This is a genomic window from Blautia sp. DFI.6.71, assembly GCF_020593585.1.
Taxonomy (GTDB): Bacteria; Bacillota; Clostridia; order Lachnospirales; family Lachnospiraceae; genus Blautia_A; species Blautia_A wexlerae.
In genome coordinates, this window is sequence record NZ_JAJDMJ010000009.1 from 83,021 (window position 1) to 101,975 (window position 18,955).

Consider the following 18,955-nt stretch of genomic DNA (forward strand, 5'->3'; position numbering starts at 1 on the left):
CGAAAAGTAATTTATTTTTTGCAGCAATCAATGCGCAAGACATATCTCAGGAAATATTACCTCAATCGCTCTTTTATTATATACGCTCACTTTTGCTTCTCCGAACAGATATGACATATTCAAGCTATACAGCAACTGTCCTTACAAAATTTACATTTCATGGTTTTTCACCTCTTTTTTCTTAAAAATGGGTACAAAAAGAACGGTCGGTGGGGTGAAATGCCAACCGCTCTCTTTTGTTTTAAAGTTATTCCTTCCAAAAATCATTATAATATTTTGTCATTAATTTTTGATATTCTTCGGGTAAAAGTTTATAAACCTCAGGATTTTCAATTAGTCCAGACAAATAGTCCAGCCAATTTATATCTTGATATTTCAGTGCTATTTTTATTGCATATATGTAATTTTCCATTATACAATCTACATTCATTCGCTTAATTCTTGCATATATATCAAATGCACCCGGCCAATTCATATCTTTTATCCATTCAAACATATTATTCATATATTTTTTTAATTCATTATCTGATTTTGAGCTAATTACCTTTGCACAGTTTTCCCATACAGATTTATCTTCTATTGGTTGAAATAAAACGGAAAGATATTCTATTTTTTTCGCTTCGTCTATTCCTCTCAATTGTTCTTTTTCTGAACTATTCCAACTTAACATTTTAAAAATAGTATCAATATCTGTTCCCATTTAGTTTCCTCCATCCCATTTTACTACAACACTCTTTACCGCTTGAGTCCGAATTGAACCACTCCCTGCATTTATCCATGTTTGAATACTTACTCCTACTGGCACCACACTAACATGTGTTAATTTGTCCTGATATGCATAAACTATCCCTGTCTTATTTAATGTATTAATTGTTGTAACAGCTGCTTTTCCTCCCATCCTAGGTGGAATTGTTGAGAACGATAAGCCTGTATCTGAATCTTTCTGAGAAGGCGTTAAATTTCCAGGATTCGTTCCTCCATACCTATAAATAACAACATCTTTTTTATTTCTAGGCAAACTTAAAATCTTTGTTTGTGTATTATCGTGAATTTTATCCTTATAATATTCATAAATACTAAAACCTAATACAATTCCGGCTGCTACAAAATCCATTACTGGAGATGGTCCATCTGATGTCGCAATAGCAACCGCAGAGCCTCCAGATATCGAAATGCCTTTACTTACCGCACCGACAATATCCTTTACAAATGATATTGATTTTTTTTACAAACGATATAAATGAATATCCGTTAACATCAACATTCATAATCGGATTATTATTACAATACAAAAACATATTACAATCATGTTTTCCTACTCCAGTAGAAAAATATCCATCTGCGCAAATAAATCTTTTAATTTCCGCATCATAATATCTACTTTTCAGATAATACATACCTGTTTCATTATCATAATAATATCCCTTATAGCGGAATGGATTCTGAACACCTACTGTATCTGCCAGCTCACCTGTAACAGCAATCACTTTTCCCCAACTGTCAGAAGTATATTTTACTACCACTTTTCCATCTGCGTCAACAAGGGCAATGATGTCACCCTGTACATTTCGTACATAAAAATAGGTGATTCCCCTGATAGTCACAAAGATCAGATTGGCCTGGGAGTCATAACAGTACCAGATGATTCTTCCGTCAGTTTTCTCAGAAAGGAGAAGATCTCCTGCCCACTGATATTCAGTCACTGTATTGTCTACTGTTTTTTTTCACTCTGGCACCAATATTGTCGTAAAGATATTTAATACTCTTTCCATTTTCTACACCGGAAAGCCTGCGTCCCTGTGTCCAGGTATAAGTTGTTCCTCCTCCGGTAAGCATATTTCCAATGGCATCATAAGTCATTGCTGTGCCATCCCAGCTCAGGAGTTTATCCTTCCATGCACTGTCATAAGTTCCTGTCATTGTCTTCACAGGTGTATCAGGAAGAGTTTCCGCAGTCGTAAATGCGTACTCTTTTTCTACTGTCAGATTACCACCCAGATCATAGGCATAAGTGATGGTTTTGTTTAACTGATGATTATTTTCCCGGATCAGCTGATTTAATTCGTCATATCGAAATGTACTCTCACCTGCAGAATCTTTGATACTTATGATATTTCCGTTTGCGTCATACGTATAGTTTAAGGTTTCAGAACCATTCTTAACTGTTTTAGGAAGACTGTAAAGATTCTCTTTAATACCGGAAATGCATCAACAATTTGCTCCGTTAGACTTTTCTGAAATAAGTAAGCATTCAATTACTCGCTTATTTTTGCCGCAACATAATACCAGCCTTTTTCTGACAGATTAATTTCATATTCTTTCACTATCTGAATCACATCCGTCCGGTTATCATTCTTGCTATAAGCAAATAAAGAAAATCCACTGTACAACCACCATTATTCTGCCAGACTACAGTTCCTTCAACCAGATAAGTCACATTTAAGTTGTACAGCAACTGTCCTTATCTCTCAGATATTCTGTTCCCATCAATGCCTCCAGACGGGCAGCAATGAGAACATACAACAATGTCATGCCTTTTCTGCACAACCCTTTCTAGCCTGCTCTGCTTTCCAGTGCACCATTTTCAGATTTCGGACTTTTTCCAAATACTGCCGGAAGAAGGATTCCCCCTGTAAACCAGTCGATTGCCATAAACAAAAGCAATGTCTGCAGGAATTTATCCCAACCTCCAAAACACACTGCCAGAGTACTTTCGGCAAGACCAATTAATGTAATTATTCTGTATTTCATAGTTTTTCACCTCTTTTTTCTTAAAAATGGGTACAAAAAAAACGGTCGGTGGGGGAATGCCAACCGTTCTCTTCATAATCAACTTTATTCATCTTTAACTTTGTTCCTGTCAAACAATCATAATATCACTTTCGTTCCAGTCTATAGATATCTCTTCGCCATCTAAGTGAATCACATAATTTTTTGGTTTTTCTTTTCCAAGATAGCCATTATAACTTATCTGTTCTCCATTTTTATTTACAAATTCTTTTTTTGTAAAAATTGTATTTTGTGTATCTGATATCTGGAAATCTTTATTATCTTTCTTTCCACAAATAACACTGATATACAGTTCTCCGGTTATCGTACATTCTCGCACAACAATTGTATTATCTTTCTTAAAATCAGCCCTATTATAAAGACATTTTATCTCAGAATGTGATGTACATTTCCACCCTCCTTCTTCTTTATAAATTATTTTACTATTCATTTGTCTATCTTCAAGATATAATACCTCTATGGAATCTTCACCATATATTTCATCTATTTTATTTTTTTCAATTCCATAATACTTTTCTGCCTAATCTGCTGTTGAAAAACTCACATATGCATTTTCTATTTCGCAAAACGACATTACAATTAGAAATACCGTACATAATATCGCCCATGTTATAATCCACTTTGACGCAAGCTTTTTCATTTTCTTCATGATTGCCAGGCCTAAACAAAAGACAATACTATAAATAAATATACGTACATTATTATATGTAATCCCTGCCTGAAATTTACTCTCTCCCGGGTGAGTTCGATGATAATTAGTTCCAGTTACCATAGCATAGAATATAAGGTTTATCAAAAACATAATTAACGTTTTTAACGATATTTTTCCTTTTTGTTTCTTTTGTCTGTATATCCTTATACAAGTACAAATCATGAAAACAAATAGTAACAGTTCAGCAATATTTAGTATTTGTATATCCATATTTCTGTTCTCCTTAATTCTAATTTGAACCGCCAGACATATTTCGCTTTCATTTTCTCAATTACTCACCGACTTTTGCCGTAACATAATACCAGCCCTTTTCTTTCTCAGACAGATTAATTTCATATTCTATTCCTCCATATTCTTTTACCATCTGAATCACATCTGTCCGACTGTCATCATTACTATAGGCAAATAAAGAAAATCCACTGTCCAAAAAGCCTTGTGTATACCAGAATCCCACTGTATAACTGCCATTATTTTTCCGGACTACAGCTTCTCCACCTGAAGAACATTTTTTATAATCTTCTGGTAGTTCGATTAATTCCATATCTTTCCTTATTTTTATCTGGTTATTCTGTACCATCTGAACAATTTCAGTCCTTTTTTCCTTATATACCTGAAAGTTTAATTTTTTTATTCCATCATTAAACAAAAATGCCAGATATATTCCAAATAGAAAAACTGGTATTGCCGCAAACCAAAATACACGAATCTTTCTCAAACAGCAAAAACTCCGTATGATATATATAAAAGTTAAAATAAATGATGCAAAAATAACATACCAAAATCCCCTGAAAAAAAGTTCTTCGAAATACCAGATTGTAATAAAATTTACAGTTATCACAGCTATGCATTGTAATATAATTAATTTTAATTTTTTTCTCTCATCCTTCATTCCCGATCCTCCAGCCAAATACCAATTCTTATACTCAGCCATAATCACCACCCTTATTCTCTAATGTTGAAAATACATCAACAGTTCATTTTGTCAGCTATTCCTGTAATAAGCAATCAAACGTTTCTGTCGACTCTCATCACAGTTTTCCAATTGAATCTAAAATGATTTCTCGCTATTTCTTTATATGTTTCCGAATCATTGATATTGGAAAAATACCAGGCCGCAGCCTGGCTTTCGTAGCATTCGTATCCATTTTTCCGCAGAAAAGCAAAGACTGCGCCTTTCCGCTCTGTGATTTCTTCAAGCATGGCATCTGCCAGGTCTGTACAGTATACTCCCATAAGAGGTTCCTCATGCCCGCCGTGGCTCAGTATCACTGCTTTTGCATCTGAATGCAGAGATTGGCGAATCAGTGCAGCCAGTTCCTCTGCCGGAACCAGAGGAACATCTACACCAAGTACCAAGCAATATGGATTCTTTGCTTTACGAAAACAGGCTTCCAGCCCTCCCAACGGACCTTTTCCCGGGAAGCGGTCTGGTATAATGGGATATTTATATTTATTTTCACCATGATAGCCAGACAGAAGAATATCACTGATTCCAAGCTTTTCCCCCTTTTCTATCTGCATCTCAAGAAATGTCTTCCCATCTATCGTCAGATCTGATTTGTCCCGTCCCATGCGGCTGCTGGCACCGCCAGCAAGAATAATCATAGAAATTTCTTTCTTTCTCATTATCAGTTTTCCTTTTTGTTTATATAAATCATCAATAAAAGTATTGATTTTTTTCTTCATATTACATATAATAAAATCACAGACAGAAATGTCTGTATAGCGGTTAGAGTGTCCAGCCAAAACACTCGTTTAAAAGCGGTTAGGTTGTCCAATTAAAACAATCGATTAACAGTAATGGGTGGAGTAATCCACCCACTTTTTACTTTCAGGAGGTTTTATGAATTGGTATATTGTTGATAAAAAATATATAAATTACCTAACACAATTTGATTCCCACGTTGGATATGTGGAATATGGGGAACGTTTAAAACTTCATGTAGGAACTCTTCTTACAATTGGAAATTTTCATTACTATGTTCCTATCTCTTCCGCCAAACCCAAACATCAAAAAATGTCAAACAGTCTGGATTTCCACAAACTTCAGGATGAATCTACCAGATATCTTTATGCAGTATTAAATATCAATAACATGATTCCCGTTCCAGACAATTGTCTTACGCAATTAAAATATAATCAGATTGATTGTTTCCGTTCTTTTAAAAGTGACAAAGAAAAAACCGATTATATTTATCTGCTCCAAAAAGAAAAATTTCTGATTGACAATATTCAGAATACTTTGCAAAACAAAGCCATGAAATTATACCAGAAGTGTATTGCCAAACCAGATTCTTCCCTTGCCGCAAGATGCTGCAATTTCAAAATGTTAGAAGAAAAGTGTCTTTCTTATTTACATATCTCACCCGCCAATCTGTGACATTCCTCTGATTTCATCCTGCTCTGTCTTCGTTTGATAAAAATTATGGCTCACCGGTTTATTCCAGATCACCTGATAAATTGCTTTTTTCAGTTCCGAATCTGTGCAGCCGCCGCGCATAAGCCCCCGCAGGTCTGTACCTTTCTGATACTGGAGGCATCCTTTCATGAATCCTTCGGATGTAAGACGTACTCGGTTGCACTGACTGCAGAATTTGTGGGTCATTGCACTGATAAATCCGATTTTTCCCTTAAATCCTGCGATTTCATAGTAATGGCATGGGCCGTTTCCGTAGCGTTCATTGACTGCATGCATCGGACCGTAGGCTTCTTCCAGTACTGCTTTGATAGATTCTTCATCCTGGAATGGGAACTGTTTTCCGAATCCGATTGGCATCATCTCGATAAAACGCACATGGATTGGATATTTCTGCGCCAGTCCTGCAATCCCGATGAAGTTTTCTTTTTCCTTGATCACCGGAACGCTGTTGATCTTCAGGGAAAGTCCCGGATGTGCAAGTGCTGCTTCGATTCCCTCAAATACCTTTTCCAGTCCGTCACGTCTCGCTACTTTTTTGAACAGTTCCGGATCCAAAGTATCCAGACTGATATTAATGGCGTCAATTCCTGCATCCAGTAATGCATCCAGCTGCTCGGCGAGCAGGATTCCATTTGTTGTTAATGTCACTTTCTCAATTCCCGGGATCGCCTTGATCTGTTTTGCAAGACTTGCACAGCCTTTACGAACAAGTGGCTCACCGCCTGTCAGTTTAATCTTACGGATTCCCAGATCTGCTGCGCACCTGCAGATGCGGAGAATCTCATCGTATGTGAGGATTTCTGCATGAGAAAGGGATTTTACGCCTTCTTCCGGCATACAGTAAATGCATCTCAGATTACATCTGTCTGTCAGGGAAATCCTTAAATAATCTATTTCTCTTCCATATTTGTCTATCATCGGCTCTACCTGCCTTTTACTTTCTAATAATTGATTTTCCTGTTACCGGATACGGGTGAACCGCAACCTTTGTAACCTTTTCTTCTGTTATTCGCCGTCAAAATCACAGGCAATATTTTCTCTCATAATCGTTTGACACTCCATACTCCGCAGTCTATACTTAATGTATCAAGATTATTAAAATCCTTACCGGACGAAAGGAACTGTCCTATGAAAATCAACGAACAATACCACAACCTGAATCTGCTCGAGAATGTTACCTATGAGTTTCTGGGTCGTGACGGGGAAACTCATGAAGAAACAGAACCAATCCTTGTGGAACACATGATGGATGTATATGTAAATGAACGCCTGACCATGAAACTGGTCTGTATCCCACAACATCTGACAGAACTGGTTCTCGGCCGCCTCTTTACGGAAGGTATCATCTCATCTGCCGAGGATGTGGAGCAGATCTACATCTGTGAATTCGGCAAACGTGCCCGCGTGATCCTGAGTAAAAATAAATCCGGACAGTCTCATGAGGAAAATGAAGATTATGTAGCTCCTACTCCGACCTGCTGCACCGGAAATCGTGTTCTTAATGATTATTTTATCACAGATCAGCCAATGACGCCAGTTACACCTGTCCCATGGAAAAAACAGTGGATCTTTGATCTTGCAGACTGTTTCGCCAATGGTACCCCGCTTCACAGCCAGACCTGGGCAACTCACAGCTGTTTTCTTGCCTGTGACGGAGAACTGCTCTTTCAGTGCGAAGATATCGGACGTCATAATGCTCTGGATAAGGCCATCGGTTATGCCCTGCGCCATAATATTGACCTGAAGAAATGCGTGGTTTATTCCAGTGGACGTATCCCTACAGATATGGCGATCAAGGCAATCCGCGCCGGAATACCGGTTCTGGCAAGCAAGGCATCCCCTTCCGCCGAGGCAGTTGCCATGGCCAAAGAATACCACCTTACCCTTATCTGTGCCGCGCGACGTGACCGTATGAAACTCTTTACCGGAAATAATCCGACAGAATAAATTCTGCAATACACTCTGCATTGTCCAGTTCAAAGAATGGAACATTTTCCAGTACAGACAGTGCATCTCTTTCCTCTGCATCCAGGTTTGTGGCGATTGCCATCAGTTTTTCCGGATTGCAGACACTTTCTGCCGAATTTCCCTTACGGATAATTTCAATTTTCGGATAAGTACTGTATTTAAATCCTTCCAGTAAGATCAGATCTGCCTCCGGAAAAAATTCTGCCAGCTCTTTTTCGGAAATCTGCGGCTGCTGTTTTACCAGCATATATTTGCCTGCTGAAAAAACTGCTGTACCGTAAGCTCCGGACTGAAGCTGACAGTATGTATCCGTTCCCGGTACGTCCGGCACGAAATCATGCCCGTCATGCTTCAACACCGCCACTTTAAGGCCCTTGTCTTTAAAAATCTCCAAAAGCCTGCAGATCAAAGTTGTTTTCCCTGAATTCTTTACACCGCTGATTGCAAATATTCTTTTTCTTTCCACCTGTTCGCTGCTCCTCTCAAAGCAAAATCGCGCCCACTTTATCCCCTGCGTTCAGGCTTCTGCTTTCCTGATTTTCCATGGTTTTTGTATCAATCAGGCAATTGCAGCCGGCCATGGAACTGAGGACTCCGTTAGAGTGAAGACCATTGGGAAGATGAAATTTTCCATTTTCCAGATATGCCCGGATAAAGCGGCGGCCCTTGATTCCTTTTTCAAAATTATCAGCCATAATGCCATTTACTTCTTTCAGACCGATTGATGGATCCTGCATCATTTTTTCCAGTGCAGGACGAATCAAAAGTTCTATGCTGACTGCAACACCAAAAGGATTTCCGGAGAGACTGATGATCGGAATCTCTCTTTCTGAAGCGCAATTATCTGTTGCAGTTATATCGGAAGTCTTTTTATATGCAGAAAACAGTGTAGGCATTCCTGGTTTCATCTTTACCCTCCAGAAAATCCGCTCTGCCCCCATCAGTCTCAGGGACTCATGCATAATGTCCTTCTTGCCTACAGATACACCTCCCGTAGTGATGATCATATCTGCCGCTTTTGCTGCTTCTTTTAATTTCTCAGACATAACCGTCGGATCATCTTTGACTGCTTCCATATGGAAAGATTCGATTCCCAGTTCACGCAGTCTGGCAGACAGCATTGTCATATTGCTGTTGTAAATTTTTCCTTCCGGCAATGGAATTCCCGGTTCTACCACCTCATCTCCTGTAGTCAGAAGCACGATTCTCGGCTGACGGTAAACCGGCACTTTCGCCACTCCCATTCCGGCCAGAATTGCTGCCTCCACATATCCGATATGTGACCCTTTCTTCAGAAGTGTAGTTCCCTTTTTAAAATCCTCTCCTGCGAAGCAATAATTACTCCATCGCTTCTGCTCGCTGTAAACTTCTACCGTATCTTCGCCATAATCGGTATCCTCCTGATAAATACAGCAATTGCAGCCATTGGGTATTGCAGCACCTGTCATAATGCGCACTGCCTGTCCCTGCTGGATTTCTCTTTCCGAATACTGTCCTGCATCAATCTCTTCCATGACTTTCAGCCTCACCGGATGCTCTTTAGCGGCACCTGCAAGGTCCTCTGCCTTACACGCATAGCCATCTACCGGAGAGCGGTCAAAAGGAGGATTGTCAAACTCTGCCACCATATCCTGCGCCAGGACTCTTCCCCCTGCTTTATTCAGTTCTGTTTCTTCTGTCTCGTTTATTACAGGCGTATGCTGCAGAATCTGTTCCACTGCCTGTTCTACACTGATTCCCTCCACGCACTAATTCCTCCTCTTGTATATTACATTTTTTATAGTCTTTTCAATACCTTTATAACCACCGGGTCAATTGACGGATATATTAGTTTTACCCTTTGAACTCTATAGCAATTTCAAAGAATAATATCACTAAGGCACTCCATTAGAGCCTTATTTTTTACAAACCAGATTGTCTTCAGTATTTTGGAAATTGCTATAACATCATAATATTCAGCCCACTGCTGAAGAATTACATATTTTTCATCTCTGTTGGAGAATGATTTCTCCTTCTCTCAGCCTCCCTGCCTCCAGAATCTGACAGAATACAAACCAGGGTTCCATGGGCGTGCATACCTTTTCTCCCTTATAGGCATCTGATGCAGGACCGCCCGCACCGATCCTGACTGCTTCCAGAAGTACATCTCCACAACGAAATCTGTTCCCCTCCGCAATACTGTTCCAGTCAATCCCTTCCACAAGGAGATTTTCTCCAAACCGGCCATATCTGAATTCTTCTTCGGACTGTTCGAAATATTCTTTTACCTTCTCATAAGGAAGAAGACTGACCTGCTTTCTTCCGCCCATTCCATAATGCACATCTCCCACAAGTCCCTGCAAATCAGCTTCGCATTCATGAATGTTCTGCGAGCAGGTCTTGCGTTCCTTACTGATGCATACACATAATATCTTCGCCATTTTCTGTCTCATCCTTCCTGATGTGTTACTGTTCACTCCGTTCACAGCAACACGCTTCGCGATGCACAGAATTTATGCTAATCGCATAAATTCGCGCGGTATGTCTCGGGTTTTCTGTGACCTTCGCTCACAAAAAACACCTCGCGGGATATTACCAGTGAACAGTAACCCTGATATCTCTTTATAAAACCATGTACTGCTGTTTTTCCTGCTTTCTCAGATCGCCCAGAATGCAATATTCACATTCTTTCCTGCATTCTGCAGATGCTCCACAAGTTCTTCTGCTGCCTGTTCTTTCCTTTTTTCTGTGATTCCCAGTTCCACATTACTCTTATTGATAGCACCACCGAAGTAGAAATTAATATCCGTTGCCTGCTCAAACAGCATCACACCAAGCAATGCTGCCGCATCTTTTTTTCGTTTCAGCCTGTTAAAGGACAGCCTGTCCTCCATCCATTCTTCACAATATTCAAGCAAATGCTCAATCGTAAGAAATCCCTCTGTCACCAGCTCTGTACCTTCCAGCTTATAATAGGCAGGAACGTCTCCGCAGGCAGTTTCACTAAGAGAGATCAGCTCTTTATCCAGATATCTGGCAGCACACTGTGCAGTAGTTCCGCCGCAGATTACATGATATCCCTCTGAATTGAAAAAGGACTTCATATATCGCTCATCATGTTCCTCCTTACTTGGCGGGCCGATCATAAGGTTTACCACCTGTTTATGCCGCATCCGCAGGACAATGGCTGTAATATCATCATCCGTTTCATTCAGATTCAGATCCAGGCTGGCCTCTGCCAGATAGCCTGCCATCTCCTGTGCGCTCATCCCTTTATGGTACTTTGCCCTACAGAAAGCCATTACATCATCTCTTCCCCAGCCGCCGTTGGTAGTTTTTCCCATTCCCGCATTGGTGACACCGTCGGACATAATGATCAGCATATCCTCGTCTTTCAGTTCAAAACAGCTTTTATGGATTTCCTTCTCTTCGATCATACTTGTCTCCACCGGATAATCAAAGAGCTTGCCATCCCGGATCAGAATTGCATCCGGATTATCAAACTGATAAAGACTTACCTGTTTCCCCTGAAAATTCAGCACTGTAAAGGTGGCATATGCCAGATTTCTCACACTGCACACAGGAAGCGTTTTTGCCACTGCACGCACTGCCTCATCCAGTTCCACCTGATTAATGATCATGGTACTGAGCATGGTTGCAGTCAGCGTGGAAAGGATATTCGCCTTTACTCCGCTCCCAAGTCCGTCAGAAAGCACCAGAACATGGTCTTCATCATTTTCTTCAATCTTATAGCAGTCCCCACAGAGAAATTCTTTCTTTTTATTCAGGCTCACATGACCAAAATCCATGCATAAGCCGTCAAATTCCACATTCAGTCCATGATGCTTATTTCTTTTCATTCTCTTCTTCACTCTCCAGAAGTATGGTATTTTTCAGTTTTTCTACTGCCACTTTGGTGTCCGCAGCAGTTTCTCCAAGAAGTCCGGCGATCTGCTGCACGATCTTCAGCTGTTCTTCTACCAGCTTATCTGCCATACGCGCAGCTTCAATCTGGGCATTATGAATCTGATCTTTATGCTTTCGTTCCTTTGTAATATCTTTCATAATGCAGAGGATCATTTTATTTTCTTTATCATTCGTCATTACACGGTCCAGATAACATTTCTGATCTTCCAGATAAATCTCATCCTGCATCAGATTCCGTTCAAAAGCCAGTATACTCGCAAGACTGTAATCATCCATGATCTCCGATACCGGTTTCCCGATCAGGCGCCGCTTTTTCGGCATATTGAACAATTTGGACGCCGCCTCATTCATCTGAATGATCTTCAGATTATAATCCACAGTTACCAGAAGTCCGGGCATGGCATTAAAGACTTTATTGGAGTAACTTTCCTGTTTTGCCCGCATATATGGAATGCACATGGCAACCTCAGCTTTATTCTGGATAATGGCAATTGCCTTTTCCCTGCATGTGTTGTACCCGCAGGCACCGCAGTTTAATTCATCCTTTGGAGAAAATTTTCCCATTTCCGCCAGAGCATCCCTGATTTCTTCCTCTGAGACCTCTTCCTGTTCCTGTGCAGAACAGTAACCGAAATTCTTTCTCAGCTCAAATCCCGGAAGTTCATAGTCTCCCTGCTCTCTGTGAAAATCTTTTCCAAAGGCTGCATTCTTCACTGCCAGAACATCTGCCAGATAATGTCCCTTCTTCATCTGGAAAGAAGGACCTGCCACACAGCCGCCGCTGCATGCATACATCTCAAGAAAGCAATTTTCAAAATCCTCCGGATGAAGTTCTTCCAGAACCTCCCTGCACTGCTCCATCCCACTTACAGAAAGCCTGCGGATTCCCTTTACAGCCCCAAGCAGGTCTGTTAAACCGTCCGCAATGGCGATTTCTCTGGAACGGTAGGCAATCTGCTCAGGTTCTTTCTCAGTTATGGAAATCCCTTCTTTTTTCATCCATTGCACCAGCTCTTCCAATGTAATCACATAATCCACTTCATTTCCTGAGTCTCTCAACTCTGACATAGCTGAAATACAGGGACTTACATAGACAATCTCTGCCTTCGGATATTTTTTTTTCAGATAACTGGCATGAAACTGCATCATAGAGGCAGACTGTACCAGATTTCCCAGAAGATGCGGATAGTGTTTCTTGACAAGCTGTACGATTACAGGGCAGGCAGAAGAGATCATTATTCCCGGCTCTTTCTGTTCCGCAAAAAGTGCTCTGTACTGCGAAATCATCAGGCTTGCACCTTCTGCTGCATCCGCTGCATCTGCAAATCCCAGCTTCTTCATCGCTTCCCTTATTCCATTGATACCGGTTACCCCAAAACGTGCCAGATATGCCGGATGAAGAGAGGCTATAACCTGCGTCTTATTCTCCATTGCATTGCAGATTGCAGGAATCATATTCTGCTCTTCCTTGGCATCCTGCGGGCAGACAAGGATACACTTCTCACAGTAAATACACTGACTTTCTATGATCCTGGCCTGATGATCATGAACACGTATCGCCTTGACCGGGCAGTTCCGGACACATTTGTAACAATTTTTACAACTGACTTTTTTAAACTGAAGGATTGACTGAAATCTCTGCATGCCTCGTACTCCTTATTATGTAACACTATATTTTTCACAAAAAATTATCTGTAACCGTTCCGTACTTTCACAGAATGATGTACTGCCGAATGATTATTTTTGCCTTTCCATAAAGGAATATGGAGCTGCCGCAAGGACAGCAGATCCATGTGCGACAGCCCCATATAATATTTACGATATCAGATCCGAAACATTGTCTCCGATATTGTTTTATGCTTTCTCAATCTTAATTGCGCATACCTTATATTCAGGAATTCTTGCGTATTTGTCAAGTGCGGCGTTGGTCAGCCAGTTTGCATTTCCATCCGGGAAGTGGAATGGCATCCAGCTCTCACCCGGTGAGGTCTTTGTACCTACACGAGCGGTAGATTCAATGGATCCTCGTCTGGAAGAAACTCTGACTTTATCACCGTTTTTGATACCCAGCTTATCGGCATCTACGATGTTCATTTCGATAAATGACTTACCTTCGATCTCCATAAGCTCAGGTGTCTTTCCTGTCATGGCTCTTGTTGTGTAATGATACAGAATACGTCCTGTCATGAGGATGATTGGATATTCCTCATCCGGAAGCTCTGCTGACGGCACATATTTTGCAGGATAGAACCAGCCAAGACCGCGGGAGAATTTACCAACATGCATGATCGGTGTTCCCGGATGATCCTTAGAGGTACATGGCCACTGAAGTCCCTGTCCATGAACTTCTTCACTGTCAAGACGTTCATGGCTGATACCTGCGAAGCTCGGTGTCAGGGATGCGATCTCATCCATGATCTGAGCAGAAGTCAGATGTGGCTGCGGATATCCCATACGGTTCATCAGATCAATAATAATATCTGTATCCAGTCTCATTTCGCCAGGTACTGTGACAGCCTTGCGGACTCTCTGTACGCGGCGCTCTGTATTGGTAAATGTACCCTCTTTCTCTGCATAGCTTACACCAGGAAGGATAACATCTGCATACTGAGCTGTCTCTGTCATGAAAAGTTCCTGAAGCACAAAGAAATCAAGACTCTTTAATGCTTTGATAATGTGTGTGGTATCCGGATCAGTAACTACCGGGTCCTCACCATAGATATACAGACCTTTGATCTCGCCTGTGATTGCTTTCGGGAATACATCAGTTGCATGAGTTCCTATATTCGGATCAAGTTTTACACCCCATGCTTTCTCAAATTTCTCACGAACTGCAGGATCAGTAACCTTCTGATATCCTGGATATACATTCGGCTGAGCGCCCATATCGCAGGCACCCTGTACGTTATTCTGTCCACGAAGCGGGTTAACACCACAGCCTTCACGTCCAAGCTTACCAACCATCATTGCCATATTGGACATGGACATAACGCCCTCTGTACCTGTGGAATGTTCGGTTACACCAAGACAGTAGATGATTGGAGCGCGGTCAGCTTTTGCATACATGATCGCTGCTTTTCTCAGATCGTCTGCGTCAATGTGGCAGATTTCAGCTACCTTCTCAGGTGTGTAATCTTTTACGATTTCCTTTAATTCTTCAAAACCTTCGGTACGCTCTGCAATGAACTTGTCATCCTGAAGACCTTCAGAAAGGATCACATTCATGATGCCGTTTGCAAAAGCAACATTTGTACCAGGTTTCAGTTTCAGATGGATATCTGCTTTCTTAGCCAGACCGATATCACGAGGATCAACTACGATCAGCTTGCAGCCTCTCTTGATGGCCTGACGGATCTGCATGCCGACTACAGGATGTGCTTCCTCAGGGTTGGAACCAACCAGCATGATCAGATCTGCATTCTTTGTGATATCCTCAATTGGGTTTGTCATGGCACCTGAGCCAAGAGTCATCGCAAGACCTGCTACAGATGCGGAATGACATACACGTGCACAGTTATCTGTATTGTTGGTGCCGAAGCAGCAGCGAACCATCTTCTGTACCATGTAAATATCTTCATTAGGTGATCTGGAACATGCAAAGCCTGCAAGAGAATCAGAGCCGTACTGTTTCTTGATCTCCATAAATTTGGAAGCAACAAGATCCAGCGCCTCATCCCATGTTGCACGTTCGAATTCACCTGTCTCTTTATTCTTGATCAGCGGATATTTAATACGCTCCGGTGACTGTACGAAATCGAAACATCCGCTGCGTCCCTTAACACAGAGCAGCCCTTTGTTGGACGGTCCGTTTACAGCTTCTGTATCTACGATCTTTCCGTCTTTTACAAGGAGATAATACTGGCAGCCTGTTGCACAGTGAGGACAGGTAGTCAGAACCTTCTTGTCAATCTGGTACGGACGGTATTTCTTTCTGCGCTTCATGGTCAGTGCACCTGTCGGACAGGCCTGTACACAGTTACCGCAGGATTCACAGATACCTTCGTTCCATTTATGTTTGTAATGTGCACCGATCACTGACTGGAAACCACGATTCATAGTGTCGATGGCACCTCTTCCCACAATCTCCTTACATGTATTCACGCAGCGATGGCAGAGAATACACAGGCTTGGATCATAGGTAAAGAATTTATTGGTATCATCTATCGGCATATCCTTCATTTCACCGGGATAGCTTGTCTCAGTCACACCATATTCAAAACAGTAGTCCTGTAATTTACAGTCACCGTTTGCCTCACAGGAGAAGCAGTGTACACGATGATCGGAAAGAAGGAGGTCAAGGGTATCTTTACGATATGCAACTACCTTCTCTGACATTGTCTGTACTTCATCCCCCTCTGAGCAGCGAAGTGTACATGCCGTATCAAATTTGGTTCTTCCATTGTTTGTTACTTCTACCACGCACAAACGACAGGAACCATCCGGCAATACATCTTCCAGATAGCAGAGTGTAGGAATCTCCACTCCGATCTGTCTGGCAGCCTGCAGAATGGTCGTACCTTTTTCCACTTCTACAGGAATTCCATCTATTGTCAAATGAATCATCTTTTCACCCTCCTTAATTCACAGAAATTGCGCCGAATACACAATTTTCCAGACATGTTCCGCACTTAATACACTTGGAGGTATCAATGCTGTGAGGCTCTTTCTTATTGCCTGTGATCGCACCAACCGGACAGTTTCTCGCACACTTGGTACATCCTTTACATTTCTCAGGATCGATCACATAAGAACGCATTGCCTTACATACATGAGCCGCGCACTTTTTATCAACAATATGCTCTACATATTCATCTCTGAAGTTCCTTAATGTGGAAAGTACAGGAAGCGGTGCACTCTTTCCAAGTCCGCAGAGTGAACGGTCCTTGATGAAGTTTCCAAGATGCTCCAGTTTATCCAGATCCTCTACTTCACCCTTTCCGTCTACGATCCTCTCAAGGATTTCAAGCATACGCTTGGTGCCAATACGGCAGGGACCACATTTACCGCAGGATTCTCTCTGGGTGAAGCCCATAAAGAAACGTGCAACCTCTACCATACAGGTATGTTCATCCATAACTACCAGACCACCGGAACCAACGATCGCACCGTATTTCTTAACAGAGTCGAAATCAAGAGGTACATCCAGATGTTCTTCTGTCAGACATCCACCGGATGGTCCACCGATCTGAACAGCCTTAAACGCAGCACCGGATTTCAGTCCTCCGCCGATATCAAAAATGATTTCTCTTAAGGTTGTTCCCATCGGGACCTCGATCAGACCTGTATTCTCAATAGAACCTGTCAGTGAGAAAGTTTTTGTTCCAGGTGATCCCTCTGTACCGATACTTCTGTACCAGTCTGCACCTTTGAGAATGATCTCCGGAATATTTGCATAAGTTTCTACGTTATTCAGAACAGTAGGTTTCGCCCATAATCCCTGTTCAACTGTACGGGGCGGTTTTACACGGGGCATACCTCTGTTTCCTTCGATAGATGCAGTCAGGGCAGAACCTTCACCACATACGAAAGCACCTGCACCACGGTTGATATGCATATGGAAGGAGAATCCTGTTCCAAGGATGTCATCACCTAACAGTCCCACTTCTTCCAGAACTGCGATAGCGTGTTTCAGTCGTGCTACAGACTGAGGATACTCCGCACGTACATAAATATAACCATGCTGTGCTCTTACTGCGTAAGCTGCAAGCATCATACCCTCGATCAGACGGTAAGGATCACCTTCCATTACGGAACCATCCATAAATGCTCCCGGGTCACCCTCATCACCGTTACAAACCACATAATGAACAGGATCAGCCTGGCGTGCTACCTGAATCCATTTCTTACCTGCCGGGAAGCCGCCGCCACCACGTCCGCGGATACCGGATTTATCAACCTGATCAATAACCAGATCCGGATCCATCTCAAACATTGCTTTCTCCAGAGCCTGGAAACCGCCGCTTGCTATGTACTCATTCAGAGATTCTGCATCAAACTTACCACAGTTCTTCAGAACAATACGGGTCTGTTTCGCGATAAACGGAATATCTTCCGGTCCACGGCTTACTTTACCACCTTTCTGATAAAGCAGTCTCTCGATAGTCTCATTACCCTGAACACTCTTCTCAAAAATCTCCTGACAGTCTTCGATCTGAACCTTCGTATACTGGATCACATCGTCACCTTTCTGGATACGAACAAGTGGTCCAAGCTCACAGACACCCTGGCATCCTGTTTTCTTTACACCTACATGTGCATCTTTGTCATGAGGTCCAAACTCAATGGTAACTCCCGGAGCATCTTTGGCAATCTCCATGAATTTCTCATAGATTTTCTGAGAACCGGTTGCCACACATCCGGTACCTGAACAGACAAGAATACGACAGTCATAAGAATTAAGTTCTTTCACAGCTTCTTCTCTGATCTGCTCCAATACTTCCTTATTCTGGATCATCCCTGTTCGCCCCCTCTCAGTTTATCAATCAGCTCATCTGCCTTCTCCGGAGTCATTCTCGGATATACCTCTTCATTGACCATCATAGTCGGTGCAAGTCCGCAGGCACCAAGACAGGAAACTGTTTCCACAGTAAACATCATATCGTCTGTCGTCTTCTTTGTCTTTGACAGCCCCAGTTTCTTATAAAGTTCCTCCAGAACCGGTATTGATTTTCTTACATGACAGGCTGTTCCGTCACAGACCTTGATCACATATTTACCTTTCGCATCAAATGAGAAATTCTCATAGAATGTGGCAACACTGAACGCTTTCGCTTCTGTCACACCGATCTGCTCCGCAACATATGTAAGCAATTCTTCCGGGAGATATCTGTACACCCCCTGAATATCCTGCATGATCGGAATCAGTGATGCCGGCTTTTTACCATAGAAAGCAATGATCTCATCCGCTTTCTGATAAAATGACTGATCTAGCATTTCGCACCCTCCTTATACCTGTTTTTTCTCTTTTTATTGCACTCTTTACATATTGTAACGTTAATTATATGCCTTTTTCGTCATTTTCACAAGCGCATTTATAGAAATTTTCTAATTTTTTATCATTTTCCTCTATAGATGTTTGTTTTGTTTGTCTAATTTTTATCAGCTTTGGTGAACCTCACATGACTGAAGTCACGTGCTTCCAGACGCTTTAGGCGTCAGAC

Annotated in this window: 19 protein-coding genes; 2 read left to right on the top strand and 17 right to left on the bottom strand. The window is 41.8% G+C overall.

The features are described from left to right. Window positions 1-247 precede the first annotated feature (247 nt). From LJE12_RS06220 to mobA, 8 genes are all read right to left on the bottom strand, one after another. Window positions 248-700, bottom strand: coding sequence for a DUF5071 domain-containing protein (locus LJE12_RS06220; protein WP_025578529.1), 453 nt, complete (start codon window positions 698-700; stop codon window positions 248-250). Next, on the bottom strand, window positions 701-1,114 hold the full coding sequence (locus tag LJE12_RS06225) for a hypothetical protein (RefSeq protein WP_055059790.1): 414 nt from the start codon (window positions 1,112-1,114) through the stop codon (window positions 701-703). Window positions 1,115-1,178: 64 nt separating this feature from the next. Then, entirely contained in the window at window positions 1,179-1,703 is a 525-nt protein-coding gene (locus LJE12_RS06230) for an RHS repeat domain-containing protein (RefSeq protein WP_055059789.1), read from the bottom strand. Then, window positions 1,696-1,929 carry a hypothetical protein gene (locus LJE12_RS06235; RefSeq protein WP_227226643.1) on the bottom strand — a complete coding sequence of 78 codons (234 nt, stop codon included), beginning with the start codon at window positions 1,927-1,929 and terminating at the stop codon, window positions 1,696-1,698. Before LJE12_RS06235 ends, LJE12_RS06230 begins: the two co-directional genes overlap by 8 nt. 624 nt (window positions 1,930-2,553) lie before the next feature. After that, window positions 2,554-2,751, bottom strand: coding sequence for a phage holin family protein (locus LJE12_RS06245; RefSeq protein ID WP_055059787.1), 198 nt, complete (start codon window positions 2,749-2,751; stop codon window positions 2,554-2,556). A 109-nt stretch (window positions 2,752-2,860) separates the two neighbouring features. Further along, entirely contained in the window at window positions 2,861-3,220 is a 360-nt protein-coding gene (locus LJE12_RS06250; RefSeq protein ID WP_008706170.1) for a hypothetical protein, read from the bottom strand. A gap of 553 nt (window positions 3,221-3,773) precedes the next feature. Further along, entirely contained in the window at window positions 3,774-4,433 is a 660-nt protein-coding gene (locus tag LJE12_RS06255; protein ID WP_147612019.1) for a CPBP family intramembrane glutamic endopeptidase, read from the bottom strand. A gap of 74 nt (window positions 4,434-4,507) precedes the next feature. Then, window positions 4,508-5,128, bottom strand: coding sequence for a molybdenum cofactor guanylyltransferase (mobA, locus tag LJE12_RS06260; RefSeq protein ID WP_020993502.1), 621 nt, complete (start codon window positions 5,126-5,128; stop codon window positions 4,508-4,510). Window positions 5,129-5,345: 217 nt separating this feature from the next. Between mobA and LJE12_RS06265 the strand changes: the two genes are divergently transcribed. Then, a complete protein-coding gene (locus tag LJE12_RS06265) occupies window positions 5,346-5,882 on the top strand; it encodes a type III toxin-antitoxin system ToxN/AbiQ family toxin (RefSeq protein WP_008706177.1) in 537 nt (178 codons plus the stop codon). On the opposite strand, the gene moaA is transcribed toward LJE12_RS06265, so the two are convergent. After that, window positions 5,865-6,839, bottom strand: a complete 975-nt coding sequence (gene moaA, locus LJE12_RS06270) for a GTP 3',8-cyclase MoaA (protein ID WP_022380643.1) — start codon at window positions 6,837-6,839, stop codon at window positions 5,865-5,867. The two genes, LJE12_RS06265 and moaA, sit on opposite strands and share 18 nt — an antisense overlap. Window positions 6,840-7,049: 210 nt before the next feature. Here moaA and fdhD point away from each other — a divergent pair, with 210 nt between their 5' ends. Beyond that, window positions 7,050-7,868 carry a formate dehydrogenase accessory sulfurtransferase FdhD gene (gene fdhD, locus LJE12_RS06275; protein WP_226852729.1) on the top strand — a complete coding sequence of 273 codons (819 nt, stop codon included), beginning with the start codon at window positions 7,050-7,052 and terminating at the stop codon, window positions 7,866-7,868. On the opposite strand, the gene mobB is transcribed toward fdhD, so the two are convergent. From mobB to LJE12_RS06315, 8 genes are all read right to left on the bottom strand, one after another. Further along, window positions 7,843-8,355 carry a molybdopterin-guanine dinucleotide biosynthesis protein B gene (gene mobB, locus LJE12_RS06280; RefSeq protein WP_008706182.1) on the bottom strand — a complete coding sequence of 171 codons (513 nt, stop codon included), beginning with the start codon at window positions 8,353-8,355 and terminating at the stop codon, window positions 7,843-7,845. The genes fdhD and mobB overlap by 26 nt on opposite strands. A 16-nt stretch (window positions 8,356-8,371) precedes the next feature. After that, a complete protein-coding gene (locus LJE12_RS20240; protein ID WP_161233486.1) occupies window positions 8,372-9,634 on the bottom strand; it encodes a molybdopterin molybdotransferase MoeA in 1,263 nt (420 codons plus the stop codon). A 240-nt stretch (window positions 9,635-9,874) separates the two neighbouring features. After that, on the bottom strand, window positions 9,875-10,309 hold the full coding sequence (locus LJE12_RS06290) for an MOSC domain-containing protein (protein ID WP_022380639.1): 435 nt from the start codon (window positions 10,307-10,309) through the stop codon (window positions 9,875-9,877). A gap of 216 nt (window positions 10,310-10,525) precedes the next feature. Beyond that, window positions 10,526-11,728 carry a PP2C family protein-serine/threonine phosphatase gene (locus LJE12_RS06295; protein ID WP_227226642.1) on the bottom strand — a complete coding sequence of 401 codons (1,203 nt, stop codon included), beginning with the start codon at window positions 11,726-11,728 and terminating at the stop codon, window positions 10,526-10,528. Next, entirely contained in the window at window positions 11,715-13,439 is a 1,725-nt protein-coding gene (locus LJE12_RS06300) for a [Fe-Fe] hydrogenase large subunit C-terminal domain-containing protein (RefSeq protein WP_008706189.1), read from the bottom strand. The genes LJE12_RS06295 and LJE12_RS06300 overlap by 14 nt, the downstream gene beginning before the upstream one ends. Window positions 13,440-13,649: 210 nt before the next feature. Continuing rightward, the gene (fdhF, locus tag LJE12_RS06305) at window positions 13,650-16,358 is read right to left on the bottom strand and encodes a formate dehydrogenase subunit alpha (RefSeq protein ID WP_161276375.1); all 2,709 of its coding nucleotides are present in this window, start codon (window positions 16,356-16,358) and stop codon (window positions 13,650-13,652) included. 13 nt (window positions 16,359-16,371) lie between these two features. Continuing rightward, complete coding sequence (locus LJE12_RS06310; RefSeq protein ID WP_008706191.1) at window positions 16,372-18,249, bottom strand: NADH-quinone oxidoreductase subunit NuoF; 1,878 nt, start codon at window positions 18,247-18,249, stop codon at window positions 16,372-16,374. Further along, window positions 18,246-18,728, bottom strand: coding sequence for a complex I 24 kDa subunit family protein (locus LJE12_RS06315; RefSeq protein ID WP_008706192.1), 483 nt, complete (start codon window positions 18,726-18,728; stop codon window positions 18,246-18,248). Before LJE12_RS06315 ends, LJE12_RS06310 begins: the two co-directional genes overlap by 4 nt. Window positions 18,729-18,955: the final 227 nt, after the last annotated feature.